The organism is Burkholderia sp. SIMBA_051 (assembly GCF_046534915.1).
In the GTDB taxonomy this organism is placed as follows: domain Bacteria; phylum Pseudomonadota; class Gammaproteobacteria; order Burkholderiales; family Burkholderiaceae; genus Burkholderia; species Burkholderia ambifaria.
This window is the reverse complement of sequence record NZ_JAWRXS010000003.1, coordinates 569,770-588,417: the sequence shown is the minus strand read 5'-3', so window position 1 is coordinate 588,417 and position 18,648 is coordinate 569,770. Positions and strand designations below refer to the sequence as shown.

General features: G+C 67.9%; 16 protein-coding genes. 9 read left to right on the top strand and 7 right to left on the bottom strand.

Features of this window, described 5'->3' with window-relative positions; genetic code table 11:
• Position 1 precedes the first annotated feature (1 nt).
• Entirely contained in the window at positions 2-1,603 is a 1,602-nt protein-coding gene (locus tag SB771_RS10185) for an efflux transporter outer membrane subunit (protein WP_175660843.1), read from the top strand.
• 124 nt (positions 1,604-1,727) lie between these two features.
• The gene (locus SB771_RS10180) at positions 1,728-2,759 is read left to right on the top strand and encodes a MerR family transcriptional regulator (RefSeq protein ID WP_175660844.1); all 1,032 of its coding nucleotides are present in this window, start codon (positions 1,728-1,730) and stop codon (positions 2,757-2,759) included.
• An 86-nt stretch (positions 2,760-2,845) separates the two neighbouring features.
• Here the strand turns inward: SB771_RS10180 and SB771_RS10175 are convergent, their stop codons facing one another.
• Complete coding sequence (locus SB771_RS10175) at positions 2,846-3,373, bottom strand: M949_RS01915 family surface polysaccharide biosynthesis protein (protein ID WP_175660845.1); 528 nt, start codon at positions 3,371-3,373, stop codon at positions 2,846-2,848.
• Positions 3,374-3,445: 72 nt separating this feature from the next.
• Positions 3,446-4,828: a sigma-54 interaction domain-containing protein gene (locus SB771_RS10170; RefSeq protein ID WP_175660846.1), complete on the bottom strand. Its 1,383-nt coding sequence runs from the start codon at positions 4,826-4,828 to the stop codon at positions 3,446-3,448.
• 264 nt (positions 4,829-5,092) lie between these two features.
• Here SB771_RS10170 and SB771_RS10165 point away from each other — a divergent pair, with 264 nt between their 5' ends.
• From SB771_RS10165 to SB771_RS10155, 3 genes are read left to right on the top strand one after another with little or no spacing between them, the layout of a single operon-like run.
• Complete coding sequence (locus SB771_RS10165) at positions 5,093-5,962, top strand: MBL fold metallo-hydrolase (RefSeq protein ID WP_249203526.1); 870 nt, start codon at positions 5,093-5,095, stop codon at positions 5,960-5,962.
• Between the two features lie 28 nt (positions 5,963-5,990).
• Positions 5,991-7,670 carry a bifunctional protein tyrosine phosphatase family protein/NAD(P)/FAD-dependent oxidoreductase gene (locus SB771_RS10160; RefSeq protein ID WP_175660847.1) on the top strand — a complete coding sequence of 560 codons (1,680 nt, stop codon included), beginning with the start codon at positions 5,991-5,993 and terminating at the stop codon, positions 7,668-7,670.
• Positions 7,671-7,688: 18 nt separating this feature from the next.
• The gene (locus SB771_RS10155) at positions 7,689-8,495 is read left to right on the top strand and encodes a sulfite exporter TauE/SafE family protein (RefSeq protein WP_175705025.1); all 807 of its coding nucleotides are present in this window, start codon (positions 7,689-7,691) and stop codon (positions 8,493-8,495) included.
• Positions 8,496-8,599: 104 nt separating this feature from the next.
• On the opposite strand, the gene SB771_RS10150 is transcribed toward SB771_RS10155, so the two are convergent.
• The 4 genes from SB771_RS10150 to SB771_RS10135 all read right to left on the bottom strand — a co-directional run bounded on the left by SB771_RS10150 (position 8,600) and on the right by SB771_RS10135 (position 12,685).
• Positions 8,600-9,421: an ABC transporter permease subunit gene (locus SB771_RS10150; RefSeq protein ID WP_175660848.1), complete on the bottom strand. Its 822-nt coding sequence runs from the start codon at positions 9,419-9,421 to the stop codon at positions 8,600-8,602.
• Positions 9,418-10,347, bottom strand: coding sequence for an ABC transporter permease subunit (locus SB771_RS10145; protein WP_175660849.1), 930 nt, complete (start codon positions 10,345-10,347; stop codon positions 9,418-9,420). Before SB771_RS10145 ends, SB771_RS10150 begins: the two co-directional genes overlap by 4 nt.
• Positions 10,344-11,504 (bottom strand): ABC transporter ATP-binding protein, encoded by a 1,161-nt coding sequence (locus tag SB771_RS10140; protein WP_105834461.1) that lies wholly within the window; start codon positions 11,502-11,504, stop codon positions 10,344-10,346. Before SB771_RS10140 ends, SB771_RS10145 begins: the two co-directional genes overlap by 4 nt.
• Before the next feature lie 86 nt (positions 11,505-11,590).
• Complete coding sequence (locus tag SB771_RS10135; RefSeq protein WP_105788906.1) at positions 11,591-12,685, bottom strand: polyamine ABC transporter substrate-binding protein; 1,095 nt, start codon at positions 12,683-12,685, stop codon at positions 11,591-11,593.
• A 355-nt stretch (positions 12,686-13,040) separates the two neighbouring features.
• Between SB771_RS10135 and SB771_RS10130 the strand changes: the two genes are divergently transcribed.
• The 4 genes from SB771_RS10130 to SB771_RS10115 all read left to right on the top strand — a co-directional run bounded on the left by SB771_RS10130 (position 13,041) and on the right by SB771_RS10115 (position 17,952).
• Positions 13,041-13,244 (top strand): DUF1289 domain-containing protein, encoded by a 204-nt coding sequence (locus SB771_RS10130; protein ID WP_006493160.1) that lies wholly within the window; start codon positions 13,041-13,043, stop codon positions 13,242-13,244.
• A gap of 593 nt (positions 13,245-13,837) precedes the next feature.
• Complete coding sequence (locus SB771_RS10125; protein WP_244096787.1) at positions 13,838-14,503, top strand: DUF1120 domain-containing protein; 666 nt, start codon at positions 13,838-13,840, stop codon at positions 14,501-14,503.
• A gap of 112 nt (positions 14,504-14,615) precedes the next feature.
• Positions 14,616-15,365 carry a fimbria/pilus chaperone family protein gene (locus tag SB771_RS10120; RefSeq protein ID WP_175660851.1) on the top strand — a complete coding sequence of 250 codons (750 nt, stop codon included), beginning with the start codon at positions 14,616-14,618 and terminating at the stop codon, positions 15,363-15,365.
• A gap of 28 nt (positions 15,366-15,393) precedes the next feature.
• A complete protein-coding gene (locus SB771_RS10115) occupies positions 15,394-17,952 on the top strand; it encodes a fimbria/pilus outer membrane usher protein (protein WP_175660852.1) in 2,559 nt (852 codons plus the stop codon).
• Here the strand turns inward: SB771_RS10115 and SB771_RS10110 are convergent.
• Positions 17,949-18,590: an OmpW/AlkL family protein gene (locus SB771_RS10110; RefSeq protein WP_012363958.1), complete on the bottom strand. Its 642-nt coding sequence runs from the start codon at positions 18,588-18,590 to the stop codon at positions 17,949-17,951. The genes SB771_RS10115 and SB771_RS10110 overlap by 4 nt on opposite strands.
• Positions 18,591-18,648 lie beyond the last annotated feature (58 nt).

Genomic DNA, 18,648 nt, shown 5'->3' with positions numbered 1-18,648 from the left:
CATGGAACTGTCGATGAACCTGAAAACGAAGGCCGCGCGCGCGCTCGCGGCCGCGAGCCTCGTCGGGCCGCTCGCCGGCTGCGCATGGTTCGCGCCGAGCGGCGAGCCGCCCGCGATGCCGTCGCCTGCGCATTACGGCGCGACGCCCCAAGTGCAGCAGACGGTGTCCGCGCAAGGCGTCGCGCAGCAGTTCGAGGTCGGCGCGCAACCGGTGCCCGACTGGTGGACGCAGTACCGTTCCGATGCGCTGAACGCGCTCGTCGACGAAGGGCTGCGCAACAGCCCGACGCTCGGCGCGGCGTCGCATTCGCTGGATGCCGCGCGCGAGCAACTGCGCGGGCAGATCGGCAGCTCGATGCTGCCGTCGATCGACGCGGGCGCCCAGGCCACGCGCCAGCGCGCGCTCGGCGTGCCGATTCCCGCGCTCGGCGCGCCGACGCTGCTGTACGACACGTTCGTCGGGCAATTGCAGGCGAGCTACACGGTCGATCTGTTCGGCGTGTCGCGCTTCGCGAACCGCGCGCTCGCGAAACGCGTCGACGTCAGTGCGTTCCAGCTCGAATCCGCCCGGCGCGCGCTGGCCGCGAACATCGTCACCGCGTCGATCACCGTGGCGGTGCTCAATGCGCAGATCGAGACGACCGAGCGGCTCGTCGCGCTCGCGAACGATCAGGCGCACGACGCCGAACGCCGCCATGCGCTCGGTTCGGCGTCGCGCAGCGACGCGCTGAATGCACGGCAAAGCGCCGACACGTTCGCGGCAAGCCTGCCCGCATTACGCCAGCAACGCGACTCGGCCCGCCATGCGCTCGCGGTGCTGGTCGGCCGCACGCCCGACCGGCCGCCGGCCGATCTCACGCTCGCCGATCTGCACCTGCCCGAGCAGGTGCCTGTCGTCGTGCCGTCGGACCTGCTGCAAAGCCGTCCGGACATCCAGGCCGCCGACGCCGGGCTGAAGGCGGCCGCGGCCGAAGTCGGCCTCGCGACCGCGCAGATGTTCCCGCAGCTGTCGCTGTCGGCGGCGATGGGCAAAGGCGGCTTCAGCTGGCCGACGATGCTGTCGGGCGCCGGCTCGATCTGGAATGTCGGCGCGTCGCTGAGCCAGCCGATCTTCCACGGCGGTGCGCTGCTCGCCCAGCGCCGCGCGGCGAAGGCGACCTACGAGGCCGCGGTCGATCAGTACAAGCAGGCCGTGCTCGGCGCGTTCCAGAACGTCGCCGATTCGCTCGCGGCGCTCGAGCACGATGCCGAGGCGCTCGACGCGTCGTCGCATGCCGCCCTTTCCGCGCGCGGTGCGTACGACGACGCGGCCGCCCGCGTGCGGCTCGGCGCGCTGCCGCCGTCGGCCGCGCGCGCGAGCGAGCTGCAGTACCGCAATGCGCGGCTCGACGAGCTTCGCGCGACCGGCGCACGGTTCGCGGATACCGCGCGGCTTTACCAGGCGATGGGCACGCCGCCGGTCGACGGCGCGGGCGTCGGCGTCGGCAAGGCCGTGAAAACCGACCAAGCCGGCCATCCCGGCAACGCGGATCACGACGCCCCCGCCACCCAGGCGCGCACGGCCGCGCCAGACGCGCCGCCGTCACCACCGTCCCCCCAATAACGCGCGGTTTCCTTCAGACGCACGGCGCGCGGGGCCATCCCGCGCGCCAATCCGCGATCTTCCGCTTGACCCTCACGTAGCGTAACGTTCGAGACTCCAGTGTGCGCACCGAACGGAGGAACGAATGCGACTGAAAGTGGGAGAACTGGCGAAACGCAGCGGGCTGACCGTCCGCACGCTTCATCACTATCACGCAATCGGTCTGCTGACGCCTTCGGCGCGCGCCGACAACGGCTACCGGCTGTACGACCGCCACGACATCGCCCGGCTCCACCAGATCCAGGCGTTGCGTCGCTTCGGACTGTCGCTCGCCGAAATCGGCGATCACCTGAACCAGCCCGGCACCACCCCGCTCGTCGATCTCATCTCGAAGCAGATCGCGCTGCTCGACCGTCAGCTCGCGCAGACCGCGCAGCTACGCGAGCGGCTCGTGAGCCTGCACGCGCAGCTCGCGGCGGGCACGGAGCCGGAACTGGCCGATTGGCTCACCACACTGGAGTTGATGACCGTGTACGACAAATATTTCTCCGAGGAAGAACTCGCGCGCATGCCGATGTACCAGAAGAGCCAGGCGGGCGACGCGGAATGGATTTCGCTCATCGGCGAGGTCCGTGCGCTGTACGACGCGGGCGTGCCGCCCGAGGACGAGCGCGTGCGTGCGCTCGCCGCGCGCTGGATGGCGCTGCTCGTGCGCGACACGAACAACGACCCGCGGCTGCTCGCGAAGCTGAACCTGATGCACGAACGGGAACCGGCGATGCAGTCGAAGATCGGCATTTCGACCGCGCTGCGCGACTATGTGGTGCGCGCGACGGCGGAGACGAAAATGCGCATTTTCGAGAAGTATCTCGCGCCGGACGAGATCCGCTTCATGCGGGCGCACTACGGCGAGCGCGCGCTGGAATGGCCGCAACTGATGGCCGACGTGCGCGACGCGATCGACGCGGGCGCGACGCCCGATTCGCCGCAAGGCCGCGCGCTCGCGCAGCGCTGGCTCGATCTGTTCTGCAGCTATGCGGGCCACGATCCGGCCACGCACGCGAAATTTCGCCATGCGCTGATGAACGAGCCGGCGCTGACGAAGGATTCGTGGACCGACAACACGCTGCTCGGTTTCGTGCGCGATGCGATGGCGCATCTTGTGCCTGCGCGTTGAGCGTGTTGAGCGCATGAAGGTGCGGGCGGCACGCGGGTTTCCCGCATGCCGCCCGCCCGTATCGCCCACCACGGCCCGGCGGCCGCCTACTCGTACTCGCGCCTGCTGATCGCGCGCCAGTGCTTCGTCATGTAGCACAGGAACACCGGCTGGGCCTTCAGGTCCGCATTCGGCACCGGCGCCGCGCCGCCGTCCACGAACTTGCCCTTCACCGTGACGGTTTCCTCGCCGCGCAACACGTATTTCGTGCCGGCGTCGATCAGGAAGTACTTGACCTGGTCGGCGCTGACGTCGCCGCGGCAGCCGATCCTGTAGGCGAACAGGAACTGCTTGCGGCCGTTGCCGAGCAGGTCGCGCATCTCGATCGATGCGGGCACGACGTCAAGGATCACGTCGACCGGACACGCCTTCACGTAGTCGCGCACGGTCCAGTCGGGCCGGCCGTCGAGCGCCGCCGACACCTTGAGCTCGACGTCATCGCCGGACGCGGTTCGGGCCAGCGTCACCGCATGCGCGCCGGCCGCATCGGTCCACGTGTAGTCGGCGGCGCGGGCCGGATTGGCCAGAGCGGCGGCTGCAAGCAACAGGCAACGCGAAAGGAAAGGTCTTTTCATCGGCGATGGCAGTGGAATCGAACGCGCCATTATCGACAAAGCCGCGCACCGCCACCAGCCTCGCGCCACCGCTCAGCGCTCGCGCGAGCCGAGGCCGAGTGCCTTCATCCGCCGGTACAGCGTCCGTTCGCTCATCCCGACGTGCTCGGCAAGCGCCTTGCGCGTGCCGTCGAACGTGCGCGCGATGCGCACGAGCTCCGCGTCCGACAGGCCGCGCGCGTCCGCGTCACGCTCCTGCGGCGCCGCTGCCGCCGCGACGAGTTCGGCCGGCAGGTGCTCGGCCCGGATCGTGCCGTCGTCCGCGAACAGGCACGCGCGTTCGAGCACGTTGCGCAGCTCGCGGATGTTGCCGGGCCATGCATACGCATCGAGGCACGCGCGTGCGCGCTCGGTCAGCGCGAACGGTCGTGCACTCGCGTCGCCCGCGTTGCCGCGCGCGTTCGCGATGCGCCGCAGGATCGATTCGGCCAATAGCGCGACGTCGCCCTGTCGTTCGCGCAGCGCCGGCAGCGGAATCGGAAACGCGTTGATCCGGTAGTAGAGATCCTGCCGGAACCGGCCGTCGTCGATCATCTCGCGCAGCGGCTTGTGCGTGGCCGCGACGAGCCGGAAATCCGCGCGCAGCGCCTCGACGCCGCCGACGCGCCGGAACGTCCCCGACTCGATCAGCCGCAGCAGCTTCACCTGCATCGGCAGCGGCACGTCGCCGATTTCATCGAGAAACAGCGTGCCGCCCTGCGCGGTCTCGACGAGGCCCGGCTTGCGCTGGTTCGCGCCGGTAAACGCGCCCTTCTCGTAGCCGAACAGCTCGCTCTCGAACAGCGTCTCGGCGATGCCCGAACAATCGACGACCACGAACGGCCCCATCGCGCGCGCGCTCGCCTCGTGCAGCGCCCGCGCGAACAATTCCTTGCCGGTACCCGATTCCCCGAGCAGCAGCACGGGCAGCATCGACGGTGCGACGCGCTGCAGCGCGCCGAGCGCCGCATTGAACGCGTCGGCGCCGCCGACGAGCCCTTCCGCGCTGGGCTGCGCGGACGCGCTGCGCACCGTCGTCAGCCGCTCGACGTACGCGATCACGTCGCCGCGCGCGTCGAAGATCGGCCGCAATTCCACGTCGACGTGCTCGGGGCCGCGCGGCGTATGGTGAATGTGCAGCACGCGGTTCAGGCTGCGCGACTCGAGCGCCTGCTTCATCGGGCAATGCTCGCCGGCCTGGTCGCACGGCACGTCGTAGTGATGCGACACCTGGAAGCAGTGCCGCCCGACGTGCTCGACGCCCGCCACGCCGAACTGGCGCCGGTACGCATCGTTCGCCGCGAGGATGCGGTAGTCGGGATCGAGGACGATCATCGGCTGCGGATCCTGTTCCAGATACGCGACGAGCGCACGCACGTCGGGCATGACGGCGCGCGACGGCGCGGGAACGATCGGAATGGTGTCGTGCGAATTCATGGGGAGGCGAGAGAACGGATGGCCGGACGAACTGCCAGGCGGACTGCCAATTCTGCCACGACACTGCCAGACATGGCAGTCCGCGCTGGCGACGATCCGCCGGCCGTGCCTGCGACGCATCGCGATCGCGCCGAAAATCCGAACCGAATCAAGCACCTGCCGGATCGCCCAGCCTCATGGCACGGATTGGCACGCTTCTTGAACATCGGATTGCCGATTGCCTATGCAGAACCCGATCGAGGACATCCCGTGAGCCATGCCCCCATGCTGTCGGTCGAAGGCTTTTTCGACCCGGCGACCCACACCGTCAGCTATCTGCTGCTCGATACCGAGAGCCGCGCGTGCGCGCTGATCGACAGCGTGCTCGACTACGACCCGAAGTCCGGACGCACGCGCACCGCCAGCGCCGACCGGCTGATCGCCCGCGTCGCCGAACTCGGCGCGACCGTGCACTGGCTGCTGGAAACGCACGTGCACGCCGACCACCTGTCGGCCGCGCCGTATCTGAAGGCGCACGTCGGCGGCCGGATCGCGATCGGCTCGCACGTGCGCCGCGTGCAGCACGTGTTCGGCACGCTGTTCAACGCCGGCCCCGGCTTCGCCCAGGACGGCAGCCAGTTCGATCGCCTGCTCGACGACGGCGACACGCTCGCGCTCGGCGCGCTGACGATCCGCGCGCTGCATACGCCGGGCCATACGCCCGCCTGCCTGACCTACTGCGTCGACGACGCGACGCAGCGCGCGGCATTCGTCGGCGACACGCTGTTCATGCCCGACTACGGCACCGCCCGCTGCGACTTCCCCGGCGGCGACGCACGCACGCTGTACCGCTCGATCGCACGGGTGCTGGGCCTGCCGCCCGACACGCGCCTGTACCTGTGCCACGACTACCAGCCGGGCGGCCGCGACGTGCAGTTCGTGACGACGGTCGCCGAGCAGCGCCGCGCGAACGTGCACGTGAAGGACGGCGTGACCGAAGACGATTTCGTCGCGATGCGCACCGCGCGCGACGCGACGCTCGACATGCCGGTGCTGATGCTGCCGTCGGTGCAGGTCAACATGCGCGCCGGCCACCTGCCCGAGCCCGAAAACAACGGCGTGCGCTACCTGAAGATCCCGCTCGACGCGATCTGAGCCGCCGCCCCGACCGGAGAACCCCGACATGACCATCCGCCCGCTGACCGACCTGCTGTCGGTCTCGCCCCAGATCGCCGCGACCGACCTGCACGCGCTGCACGCGGCGGGCATCCGCGCGATCGTCTGCAACCGTCCGGACGGCGAAGGCGCCGACCAGCCGACCGTCGCCGAGATCCGCGCCGCCGCCGCGCCGCTCGGCATCGCCGTGCATTACCTGCCCGTCGATACCGGCAAGGTCACCGACGAGCAGGCCGCGCAGTTCGGCGCGCTCGTCACGACGCTCGCCGGCCCGGTCCTCGCGTACTGCCGCAGCGGCACGCGTTCGGCGACGCTGTGGGCGCTGTCGCAGGCGGGCCGACGCCCGGCCGGCGACATCGTCGCGATCGCCGCCGCGGCCGGCTATGACCTCGGCGCGCTCGCGCCGCGTCTTGCGCAAGGCGTGGCACCAGGCGGCGATCAGGCCGCACCGGCCGTCGACGCGCGGCACGACATCGTGATCGTCGGCGCGGGCGCGGCCGGCGTCGCGGTCGCGTCGAGCCTGCTTGCGCGCGACGCGTCGCTCGATATCGCGGTGATCGATCCGGCCGATACCCACTACTACCAGCCAGGCTGGACGATGGTCGGCGCGGGCGTGTTCCGGCCCGAGACGACCGCGCGCCGGATGGCCGATCTGCTGCCGCGCGGCGTGAAATGGATCCAGGCGGCGGTCGCCGGCTTCGAACCCGACGCACACACGGTCGTGCTCGACGGCTGCCGGCGCATCGGCTACCGCAGGCTGGTCGTGTGCCCGGGGCTCAAGCTCGACTGGCACGCGATCGACGGCCTCGCGCAAACCCTCGGCCGCAACGGCGTCACGTCGAACTATCGCTACGATCTCGCGCCGTACACGTGGGAACTGGTGCAGGCGTTCCGCGGCGGCAATGCGCTGTTCACGCAGCCGCCGATGCCGATCAAGTGCGCGGGCGCGCCGCAAAAGGCGATGTACTTGTCGTGCGATCACTGGCGGCGCACAGGGCGCCTCGACGCCGCGAACGTCGAGTTCCTGAATGCGGGCGGCGCGCTGTTCGGCGTCGCCGACTACGTGCCCGCGCTGATGGAATACGTGAAACGCTATGACATCGCGCTGTCGTTCGGCCACAACCTCGTCGCGATCGACGGGCCGGCGCGGCGCGCGACGTTCACGCGTGCGCTGCCCGACGGCGGCACGGAAACCGTCGAGCGCGCGTTCGACATGATCCACGTCGTGCCGCCGCAGAAGGCGCCCGATTTCGTGCGCGCGAGCCCGCTCGCCGACGCGGCCGGCTGGGTGGACGTCGATCCGGCGACGCTGCGGCACCGGCGGTTCGCGGACATCTTCGCGCTCGGCGACGTCACCAACACGACCAACGCGAAAACCGCCGCGGCCGCACGCAAGCAGGCGCCCGTCGTCGCGCACAACCTGCTCGCGTCGCTCGGCCGCGCGCACGGCAACGCCGCGTACGACGGCTACGGATCGTGCCCGCTCACCGTCGAGCGCGGCAAGATCGTGCTCGCCGAATTCCTGTACGGCGGCAAGGTCGCGCCGACCTTCCCCGCGTGGCTGATCGACGGCAAGCGCCCGTCGCGGCTCGCGTGGCTGCTCAAGGAGCGCGTGCTGCCGCCGCTCTACTGGAAGGCGATGCTCAAGGGCCGCGAATGGCTCGCGAAGCCCGCGATCGCCCGTTGACCGGAACCCGCTGACATCATGCTGATCTCCCTCGTACTCGGCGGCTTCGTCGGCGCGGTGCTCGGCCTCACCGGCGCGGGCGGCGGCATTCTCGCGGTGCCCGCGCTCGTCGCCGGGATGGGCTGGCCGATACAGCAAGCCACGCCCGTCGCGCTCGTCGCGGTCGCGGGCAGCGCCGCGCTCGGCGCGCTCGAAGGCTTTCGCCGCGGGCTCGTGCGCTATCGCGCGGCGCTGCTGATGGCCGTGGCCGGCGTGCCGCTCACGACGCTCGGCGTGCGGCTCGCGCACATGCTGCCGCAGCGCGTGCTGCTGGCGCTGTTCGCGCTGACGATGCTGGTCGTCGCGGGCCGCCTGCTACGGCAGGCGCTGCGCAACGCGCCCGGCGACACGGCCGAATCGCCGCTGTGCGTCGGTCGCGTGAATCCCGATACGGGCCGGCTCGTGTGGTCCTGGCCGGTCGGCGTCGCGCTCGCGTCGACCGGCGCGGTGACGGGACTGATGACGGGGCTGCTGGGTGTCGGCGGCGGCTTCGTGATCGTGCCGATGCTGCGCAAGTTCACGAACGTGTCGATGCACGGCGTGGTTGCGACGTCGCTGATGGTGATCGCGCTGGTCGGCACCGGCGGCGTGTTCGCGACGCTCGTGTCGGGCACGCGCGCGCCGCTCGACATGATGCTGTGGTTCACGGTCGCGACCGCGCTCGGGATGGCCGTCGGCCGCAGCGCGTCCCGGCACCTGTCCGCGCGGCACGTGCAGGCCGGCTTCGCGGCCGTGCTCGTCTGCGTGGCGTGCGGGCTGCTGGCGAAGGCGGCGTTCAGCGCCTAAGCCGCGAACCGCACGCGGCGCGCACCCCAAAACAAAACGCCCGGCCCGACTCGTCGTCGGCACCGGGCGTTGTTCGTTGCGTGCGCAACCTGTGCGTGAGAACGTCAGACGGCGAACGCGGCCATCCGCTTGCGTTCCTGGCGCAGCATCACGAAGTTCGCGATCACGACGCCGGCCGTCACCGCGACGATGAACAGCGTCGCGAGCGCGTTCATCTCCGGGTTCAGGCCGAGGCGCACGCGCGAGAACACGACGAGCGGCAGCGTCGTCGAACCGGGGCCCGACAGGAACGCCGACAGCACGAGGTCGTCGATCGACAGCGTAAACGCGAGCAGCCAGCCGGCGATCAGCGCCTGCGAGATCAGCGGCAGCGTGATCGTGAAGAACACCTTCAGCGGCGTCGCGCCCAGATCGAGCGCGGCTTCCTCGAGCGACGGATTGAGCTCGCGCACGCGCGACTGCACGATGATCGCGACGTACGAGATGCACAGCATCACGTGGCCGAGCCAGATCGTGAACACGCCGCGCTCGGCCGGCCAGCCGATCCACTTCGCCAGCTCGATGAACAGCAGCAGCAGCGAGATGCCCTGGATCACCTCGGGGATCACGAGCGGCGCGTTGATCATCCCGCTGAACAGCGCGAAGCCGCGAAAGCGGCCCATCCGCGCGAGCACGAAGCCGGCCCACGTGCCGATGAACACCGACGCGAACGCGGTCAGCACGCCGATCTTCAGCGACAGCCACGCGGCCGTCAGCAGCTCGTCGTCGTCCACGAGCGCCGCGTACCAGCGCAACGAGAAACCCGACCACACGGTGACGAGCTTCGACTCGTTGAACGAATAGACGATCAGGCTGATGATCGGGATGTACAGGAACGCGAAGCCGGCAAACAGCGCCGCGAACTGCAGGTAGCGATTCGGCTTCATCGACGGCGGCCCTCCTGCTCCTTCGCCTGGAAGTGCTGGAACATCGCCATCGGCACGAGCAGCAGGAGCACCATCGCGCAGGTCACGGCCGACGCCATCGGCCAGTCTGCGTTGTTGAAGAACTCATTCCACATCACGCGACCGATCATCAGCGTGTTCGCGCCGCCGAGCAGTTCCGGAATCACGTACTCGCCGACCGCCGGAATGAACACCAGCAGGCAGCCCGCGATGATCCCGTTCCTCGACAGCGGCAGCGTGATCTGCACGAACGCCCGCCACGGCCTGGCGCCCAGGTCGTACGCGGCTTCGAGCAGGCGCAGGTCCATCTTCACGAGGTGCGCGTACAGCGGCATCACGAGGAACGGCAGGTACGAATACACCATCCCGATGTACACCGCGTAGTTGGTGCGGTACAGCTCGATCGGCGTATGGGTCAGGCCGATCCACATCAGGAAGTTGTTCAGCAGCCCGTTGTTCTTCAGGATCCCGATCCATGCGTACACGCGGATCAGGAACGACGTCCAGAACGGCAGCATCACGCCCATCATCAGCAGGTTGCGGGTCGCCGGGTTCGAACGCGCGATGTAGTACGCCATCGGATAGCCGATCAGCAGGCACAGCAGCGTCGTGATCGCGGCGACCACCACCGAATTCACGTAGGTCGCGAAATACAGGCTGTCGGTGAGCAGGAACGCGTAGTGCGACAGGTTCAGCGCGACGTGCACCACGCCGTCCGTGTACGACGCGAGCTCCGTGTACGGCGGGATGCCGAGCTGCAGCTCCGCGAAGCTGATCTTCACGACCAGCACGAACGGCACGAGGAAGAACAGCACGAGCCATGTGTACGGCCCCGCGACGACCGCCGAGCCGCCGGTCAGGTTGAAGCGCCGCACCGGCCATGCGAGCAGGGACTTGAGCGCGTTCATGACGTCAGCACCACGCCGGCGGTCGCGCTCCAGCGCACGTAGATCTCGTCGCCGAGCGACGGCGTGTCGAGCTCGGTGATCGCGAGGCTCGACACGTTCGCGATCACCGTCTTGCCCGCGTCGAGCTTCACGTGATACAGCGAATAGCCGCCCATGTACGCGACGTTGGTGATCCTGCCGCGCGCCCAGTTGAACGCGCCTTCCGGCGGCTTGCGCGTGAGCGCGATCCGCTCGGGGCGCACCGACACCGTGACCGGCATCCCGAGCGGGCCCGTGATCCCGTGGCTCACGTACAGCCGGCTCGGCAGCTCCGGGGATTCGATGTACACGTAGTCGGGTTCGTCCTCGACCGTGACGCCGTCGAACAGGTTCGTCGAGCCGATGAACTCGGCCGAGAAGCGGCTGTTCGGATATTCGTAGACTTCGTTCGGCGAGCCGATCTGCACGATCTGCCCTTCGCTCATCACCGCGAGCCGGTTCGCCATCGTCATCGCCTCTTCCTGGTCGTGCGTGACCATGATGCAGGTGACGCCGACCTTCTTCAGGATGTTGACGAGCTCGATCTGCGTGCGCTGGCGGATCTGCTTGTCGAGCGCCGACATCGGCTCGTCGAGCAGCAGCACCTTCGGACGCTTGACGAGCGAACGCGCGAGCGCGACGCGCTGCTGCTGGCCGCCCGACAGCTGGTGCGGCTTGCGCTTCGCGTACTTGCTCATCTGCACGAGCTCGAGCGCCGCGGCGACGCGCTCCTTCAGCTCGGCCTTCGGCGTGCCTTCCTGCTTCAGGCCGTAGGCGACGTTCGCTTCGACCGACATGTGCGGGAACAGCGCATACGACTGGAACATCATGTTCACGGGCCGCTTGTACGGCGGCATCTGCGCGAGGTCCTCGCCGTCGATCAGGATCTTGCCCGAGGTGACCGTCTCGAGGCCCGCGAGCATCCGCAGCAGCGTCGACTTGCCGGAACCCGAGCTGCCGAGCAGCGCGAACAGCTCGCCCTGGCGCACCGTCAGGTTCACGTTGCGCACCACTTCGGTCTCGCCGAATTTCTTGACGGCGTCGACGATCTGGACAAAGGTCTCGGCGCGCGCATTCGCGCCGGACGAAGGAACGAAGGACGGCGCGCCCGCAACCGGCGCACCCGACTGGCTATTCATGATGTGCTGCTTCTCTCCTGCGTTTGACGAACAAAGCCCCCGGGGGCACCAGGGGCTTCATGACTGCTGGCTCACTTCGGCTCGCGTCAGCGGCCCGATTTCAGCTCGGTCCACAGACGCGTCTGCAGACGCTGGATTTCAGGCGGCAGCGGCTTGAGCAGGAACAGCGTCTTCACGACGTCGGCCGGCGGATAGACGGCCGGGTCGTTCGCGACGTCCGGCCGCACGTACTTGCGGGCCTCGGCGTTCGCGCTCGGGTAGTACACGGCGTTCGTGATCGCCGCGTGCACCTTCGGATCCTCGATGTAGTTGATCCATTGCAGCGCGGCGTCCTTGTTCTTCGCGTCCTTCGGGATCGCCATCACGTCGAACCAGACCGGTGCGCCGCCCTTCGGAATGTAGTACTCGACCTTGTACGGCTTCTTCGCTTCGAGCGCGCGATGCTTCGCGATCACGACGTCGCCCGACCAGCCGTACGCGAAGCAGATGTCGCCGCCGACCAGGTCGTTGATGTAGCCCGACGAGTTGAACTGCGTGATGTACGGGCGGATCTTCTTCAGCACTTCCATCGCGGCCTTGTAGTCGGCCGGATTCGTGCTCATCGGATCCTTGCCGATGTAGTGCAGCGCCGCCGCGAACATCTGGTCCGGCGCGTCGAGCACCGACACGCCGCAGGTCTTCAGCTTCGAGAGGTTTTCCGGCTTGAACAGGATGTCCCAGTTGTCGAGCGGGACCTTGCCGAGCGCCTGCTGCGCCTTCGTCAGGTTGTAGGCGAGACCGGTCGTGCCGTATGCCCAGGGCACCGTGTACTTGTTGCCCGGATCGGCGCCGGCGACGAGCGCCATCAGTTGCGGATCGAGGTGCTTGAGGTTCGGCAGCTTCGACTTGTCGAGCGGCGTGAAGATGCCGGCCGCGATCTGCTTGCCCGCGTAGTTGCTGGTCGGCACGACGATGTCGTAGCCCGAGCTGCCCGTCAGCAGCTTCGCCTGCAGCGTGTCGTCGCTGTCGTAGTTGTCGTAGCGAACCTTGACGCCCGTCTGTTTCTCGAAGTTCGGGATCGTGTCCTTCGCAATGTAGTCCGACCAGTTATAGATATTGAGCTGCGTATCCTTCGCCGCTGCGGCCGACGCACCCACGCACAGCGCGAGCGCTGCGAACCGGCCCACTACCTTTGCTTTCATCCCGTTCTCCCTCCGGCCGGACCGTGTGTCCGGCTGCCGTCTGCCTCGTCATGGCGGCGCATTGCGGCACGCCACCCCTCGAAAACCCCGAACGCTACCATTATTCGCGCGCCGTCACAAAAAAATCATGCCCGTGTCGCGCAAACGGAACAGATTGCTGTCGCAAGCCGCCCGGGCGGCCCGCACGGCGGGGCGTTCCCGGGGAATTCTATCGGTTAATCGACGCCTGTCCATCAGGAAAAGAAAGCGGTGGCAAAACCGCGTGCGCACCGGCGGCGCGCCGGCATCCGGCCGGCCACCCGGCCTCCATGCATTAAAATGATGCCCTGACGATTTCACGGCGCAAAACCTTCCGATGGCCTCCAATCTCCACGACCTGCCTGACAGCCCCTGCATCGGCGTCTGCTCGACCCTCTTCGACGAAGTCTGCAAGGGCTGCGGCCGCACGGCCGCCGAAGTATCGAACTGGGTGTTCCTGAGCGACGACGAAAAGCGGGCCGTGTGGGAGCGCATCACGCGCGAAGGCACCGCGATGCGCTTCCAGTACGACAAGCTGTAAGCCGTCCCGCGTCGGCGCATGCCGACGCGATGCGCCCGCCCCGGGCGCCGCTGGCCCGATCATGGGCCGGCCGCCGGCGGGCCTGACCCAGCCGCACTTCTCTCCCCCCGCCTCACCACCGCACTCGCTCCGTCGCGATCGAGGGGGCCACTCCGTTTCCGTTCCGACTTCCCGCTGCCGGCAAGCGCCATCGGCGCAATGACGCCGCGCGTCCTTCGTCACGATCGTCCGTTGCCAACCGGCATGCCCGCGCACCCGTTTTTTTTCGATATTGTCCGCTCAGATTGAATCCAATCCGCTTGATCCTTATCGAAGCTGAAAAATATTACATCTGACATTCGTAACGATCAAAACACCAGACCCCATCGATAAACCCGATTATTTTCTCGATTAAATGCCATAAATTCCACTGAAATAGTCGCAAAAATCTGTACAAGTACGATTTCAATTATTAAATCTAATTGATAAATTCCATCCGCTCCCCGGAAATTATGGCGAGCGATTTATCTTCCACCCATCGAAAAACCGGATCACCGAATTACCTTCGGAATTCCGGCTAGTTAAAGGAAACCGCTCCAATGAAATTCATTAAGATGACTAACCAAGCGTCGCATGTCGTGATGGCAGGTCTGCTCGCCCTGGGGAGCGCGTCGGCGTTCGCCGACTCGTTCGACGTCGCGGTCACCGGCAAGATCAAGCCGGGCGCCTGCACGCCGACGCTCGCCGGCGGCGGCACGTTCGATTACGGACTGATCGGCGCGGCCGAACTCAGTCCGACCGCGCCCACGCTGCTGCAGGTTCTGTCGGATTCGATCACGATCACGTGTGACGCTGCGGCCCGCGTCGCACTGAGCGCGCAGGACAATCGCGCGGGCACCGGCGCATTTACCGGCAATATCAATTTCTTCGGCTCGTCCAATCCGGTTAAAACGCAATTCGGTCTCGGAGCGGCCGGCGGCAAGAATATCGGCGCTTTTGCATTCCGTTTCAGAACGAACTCGTTCACGGCGGATGGTGCGGCGGTCGATTCGATTGGTTCGACCACCAGCGGCGCCAGCTGGGCGACGTCCAACGGGGTCGCCACCAACACCGGCGACTACGAGTCGTGGGCGAAGAAAGGCCAGACCGTCCCGGTCGCGGCGAAGGTCTTCACCGGCACGCTCGACGTGCAGGCCGCGATCGACAAGACGTCGAATCTCGACCTGAGCCAGGAAATCAATCTCGACGGCCTCGCCACCGTGTCGCTCGTGTACCTGTAATTCCGGTACGCGTTTTTCCTCCGATCGCGTCGATTGCCTGACAGGCGTCGACTGCACCGCCGCTTCGCCGAAGCGGCGGTGCGCCGCACGATTACCGCCTAGCCTGCTGCCCATGAAATTCCCTGCACGTCATACCCTGCGGGCGTCGTTGCTCGCCCCGCTCCTCGGTTGCCTGATCGGTTCGAGCGTCGTCCACGCGATGGGCGTCGTGCCCGAGACGTCCGTGGTGATCGTCGACGAAGCCGACGGCGAAGGAACGATCTCGGTCAGGAACACCGACAATCACCCGACGCTCCTGCATACGACGGTCGAGCCCATCCCCGAGGACAAGGCCGAGCTCCTCATCGTGACGCCCCCGATCGCGCGTGTCGAAGCCGGTGCGGTGCAGCTCGTCCGGTTCGTTCTCGCCGACAACGCGCCGCTCGCCACGCAGCGCCTCGCCCGCGTCTCGTTCTCCGGCATTCCGCCGAAACGCCAGAACAAAAACGAGATCCAGACGATCATTCGCCAGAACCTGCCGGTGCTGATCCAGCCGCAAGACCTCGCGCGCAACGACCGGCCATGGGAACTGCTGAAGTGGTCGATCGAGGATGGCAAGCTGATCGTGCGCAACGACAGCCGCTATGTGGTGCGTCTCGAACAGAAAGCGCAGTTGCTGCCGTCGGGGCAGATCGTGTCGCTGCCGGCACCCTACGTGCTGGCCGGACAGACCCGCCGGATCGCACTGGCCCGCGACGCCGTGACGCCCGAGCGCGTGCGCCTCTTCCCCGCCACCGTCTACGGCTACTCGGTCGATCACTACGACGCAGCGCTGGTCCCACCAGCTGCGGCCAATGCGGCCGATACGGCCAAGCAACGTTAAGCACCGCGTCGGCGATTGCTGATTTGCCATGTCAGGTGCCATTCATGGCCCGCGCGGCCGCGTCGCGCGTGGCTTCGTCGCGCTCGCGCTGTTCGCCGTTGGGACCTGCATGCGGTGCGCCGCCGCGACCCGCCCGGGCGACACCGCGTCCGACACGGTCGAGTTCGACACCGGCGCGCTGCGCGAGCACGGGATCGACGCCACCGCGAGCCGCTATTTCGCGCACGCGCCGCGCTTCATGCCCGGCACGGCTTCCGTTCGGCTGACGGTCAATGGCAAGCGGGCCGGCCGCGCCGATGCGCGATTCGACGACAACGGCAACCTGTGCGCGACGCCCGGCCTGCTGCGCGCGGCCGGCCTTGTCGTGCCCGACGCGCTACGGGATGCGGCCGCAGCGACCGCAGAGAACGTCAGCGCCGACACGCCGCCATGCTACGACTACCGGCGCGCGTATCCGCAGGCGATCGTCACGCTGCGCCCGGCCGACGGCGCCGTCGACCTCGTCGTGCCGGCCGACGCGCTCGACACGAGGCCGCGCACGCCCGACACGTTCGAGCACGGCGGCTTCGCCGGGCTCGTCAACTACGACCTGCTCGCGATGACGACGCGCAACCCGGCCGGCACGTCGCAATACTGGCAAGCCACGACCGAAGCCGGCTTCAACGCGGCGGACTGGATCGTGCGCAGCAGCCAGATCGCCACGGTCGTGGATGGCCATGCCGGCATCGATCATCAGGCAGCCTACGCGCAGCGCACGTTCGCGTCGCGCGGCACGACGCTGCAGGCCGGGCAGATCGTGCCGCGCTCGACGCTGTTCGCGATCGGCCGGACGTTCGGTGTACAGATGTTTCCGGACGAAGCACTCGCCGTCGCGCCCGGCGCGGCCGCACGCGTGACCGGGATCGCACGCACGCAGGCGCGCGTCGAGGTACGCCAGCTCGGCGTACTGATCCATGCGTCGCAGTTGCCGCCGGGGCCGTTCACGCTGACCGACCTGCCGCTCGTCAGCGGCAGCGCGGATCTCGACGTGACCGTCGTCGAGGCCACGGGCGACGCGCAGCATTTCATCGTGCCGGGTTCGTCGCTGCCCGGTGCCGGGCTCGCCGCGGCGCAAGGGCTGGCGGTCGCGGTGGGCCGCCTGCAGAACGACGGCTACGCACAAGCGCCGTGGCTCGCGACCGCCACGCGCGGCTGGCAGATCCGGCAACGCGCGCGGCTCAACGCCGGCATCCTCATGTCGTCGCCGTTGCAGTCGGGCGCCGCGAGCGTGGAATTCGCACCGCTTGCCGGCGTCGCCGCGGCCGTCGGCGTCGACCTCAGCCGCGCCGCCGGACGCAACGGCGCGCAGACGCGTATCGCGCTGTCGAGCAACGGCGACACGCCATTGCGCGCCAATGTGTCGTTCGTCCGGCGCACGTCCGGATACCGTGAACTGACCGATGCGGTGCGGTCGATCGATGCATTCACGCCGCCGGCGCGCACCCAGTTCGCGGCGGCGCTCGGCTGGCGCGATCGCACGCTCGGCATGCTGTCGTTCGACTACACGCGGGTCGCGGTGATCGACGGCCCCGCGATGCAGCGCATCGCCGGCGCATGGACCCGCCCGCTCGGGCGGGGCTCGCTCGCATTGAACGTGAGCCGGACGTTCGGCACCCGCGGCGCCATCGGCACGCAGGTTTATGTGAGCGCGACCGTGCCGATCGGCACGCGCAGCGTCAGCGCGTTTGCGAACGTCACCGGCGACTCGGTGCGTTCGGGCGCCCGCTATTCCGACACGTTCGGCCGGACCGGCAGTTACAGCGTCGCGGCCGACTACGACACTGCGATCCAGTCGCCGTCGATCCGCGCGACGGTCAGCGCCACGCCGAAGCATGTGCGCGCGATCGTCAACGCGGGCCTCTACGGCGCCGATCGCGCGACGCTCGGTGTCAATCTGCGCGGTGCGGTCGCGCTGCTCGATGGCGTCGGCATGCTGTCGCCGTACGAGATTCGCGACACGCTCGCACTCGCCCGCGTCGGCGATCGCGCTGGCATCGAACTCGTCACGCCGTCGGGCCCGGTCTGGACCGATCGCCACGGCCGCGCCGTCATCGCGTCGCTGCCCGCGTACACGCAAACGCTCGTGCGGATCAACACGAAAAGCCTGCCGCGTAATCTCGACCTGAAGAACGGCATACAGACCGTCGAAGCCGGCCGCGGCTCGGTCAGTCGCGTCGAATTTGCCGTCGAGCAAACGCGGCGCGTGCTGCTGACCGTGACGCTCTCGAACGGCACACCGCTGCCGGTGCTGTCGACCGTCGTCGACGTCGACGACCGGTTCGTCACTGTCACCGGAAGCGAAGGCAGGTTGCTGCTCACGGGCGCGCAACTGACGACGCCGCTGCGGGTCGCGTTGCCGGACGGCGCGTACTGTCGCCTGGCGATCGCGCTGCCGGCCACGCCGCCCGCGACGACGCGCTATTACGAAAGGGCCGACGCGCGCTGCGAATCGGTGCCCGCGTCCGTCGCGCAAGCCGCACAAAAAAAGAGCGGCATGCCGACTGACATGCCGCCAACCCCAACTCTGTTCTTGTCCGAACGCGCCTAGAACTTCATCCCGACGCCCACGCCCACGATCAGCGGATCGATGTGCAGCGTGCCGATGCCCTTGTCGCCGAGCGTCGCATCGGTGCTCATCCAGATCTTCTTCACGTCGACGTTCATGAACACCTTCTTCGTGAGCTGCACGTCGACGCCGAACTGCAGCGCCGGACCGAAGCTGCTCTTGTTGATCGACACGCCCTCGCCGCCGACGTTGAGCCCGTTGTTGTAGAAGTACGTGTAGTTCAGGCCCGCGCCGACGTACGGGCGCACCTTGCCGGCATGGTTGAAGTGGTACTGCAGCAGCAGCGTCGGCGGCAGCACGCCCACGCCGCCGAGATTGCCGAGGCTCGACGTCATCTGGTGCCGCGACGTGCCGAGGATCAGTTCCACGCCGAGGTAGTCGCGGATCATGTACGTGAAGTCGAGCTCCGGCACGATCGCGTTGTTCACGCCCGTGTTGATCGCGCCCAGCGTGTCGCTCGCGCGCTCGTTCGGCTGGATGCTGATCGCGCGCAGCCGGACCAGTACGTCACCCTGGTTGATGCCGTCGCCCGGCGAAGCCGCGTGCGACAGCGAAGGCAGCGCGGCGAGACTCGCCGCGATCGCGGCGGCGGTGACACAAGTTCGAATCGTTTTATGCATGGTGCGGACCCCTGAAGAATGCATTCCATTCTCCCTGTAGGGTCTTTGGCGCATCTTG

Bases quoted from the DNA above. Each gene is read 5' to 3' on its own strand.
- SB771_RS10140 (WP_105834461.1), bottom strand. From the start codon at position 11,504: ATGAATAGCCAGTCGGGTGCGCCGGTTGCGGGCGCGCCGTCCTTCGTT.
- SB771_RS10130 (WP_006493160.1), top strand. From the start codon at position 13,041: ATGGCCTCCAATCTCCACGACCTGCCTGACAGCCCCTGCATCGGCGTC.
- SB771_RS10165 (WP_249203526.1), top strand. From the start codon at position 5,093: ATGCTGTCGGTCGAAGGCTTTTTCGACCCGGCGACCCACACCGTCAGC.
- SB771_RS10150 (WP_175660848.1), bottom strand. From the start codon at position 9,421: ATGAAGCCGAATCGCTACCTGCAGTTCGCGGCGCTGTTTGCCGGCTTC.
- SB771_RS10115 (WP_175660852.1), top strand. From the start codon at position 15,394: ATGTCAGGTGCCATTCATGGCCCGCGCGGCCGCGTCGCGCGTGGCTTC.
- SB771_RS10160 (WP_175660847.1), top strand. From the start codon at position 5,991: ATGACCATCCGCCCGCTGACCGACCTGCTGTCGGTCTCGCCCCAGATC.
- SB771_RS10110 (WP_012363958.1), bottom strand. From the start codon at position 18,590: ATGCATAAAACGATTCGAACTTGTGTCACCGCCGCCGCGATCGCGGCG.
- SB771_RS10135 (WP_105788906.1), bottom strand. From the start codon at position 12,685: ATGAAAGCAAAGGTAGTGGGCCGGTTCGCAGCGCTCGCGCTGTGCGTG.
- SB771_RS10170 (WP_175660846.1), bottom strand. From the start codon at position 4,828: ATGAATTCGCACGACACCATTCCGATCGTTCCCGCGCCGTCGCGCGCC.
- SB771_RS10185 (WP_175660843.1), top strand. From the start codon at position 2: ATGGAACTGTCGATGAACCTGAAAACGAAGGCCGCGCGCGCGCTCGCG.
- SB771_RS10175 (WP_175660845.1), bottom strand. From the start codon at position 3,373: ATGAAAAGACCTTTCCTTTCGCGTTGCCTGTTGCTTGCAGCCGCCGCT.
- SB771_RS10120 (WP_175660851.1), top strand. From the start codon at position 14,616: ATGAAATTCCCTGCACGTCATACCCTGCGGGCGTCGTTGCTCGCCCCG.
- SB771_RS10125 (WP_244096787.1), top strand. From the start codon at position 13,838: ATGACTAACCAAGCGTCGCATGTCGTGATGGCAGGTCTGCTCGCCCTG.
- SB771_RS10145 (WP_175660849.1), bottom strand. From the start codon at position 10,347: ATGAACGCGCTCAAGTCCCTGCTCGCATGGCCGGTGCGGCGCTTCAAC.
- SB771_RS10180 (WP_175660844.1), top strand. From the start codon at position 1,728: ATGCGACTGAAAGTGGGAGAACTGGCGAAACGCAGCGGGCTGACCGTC.
- SB771_RS10155 (WP_175705025.1), top strand. From the start codon at position 7,689: ATGCTGATCTCCCTCGTACTCGGCGGCTTCGTCGGCGCGGTGCTCGGC.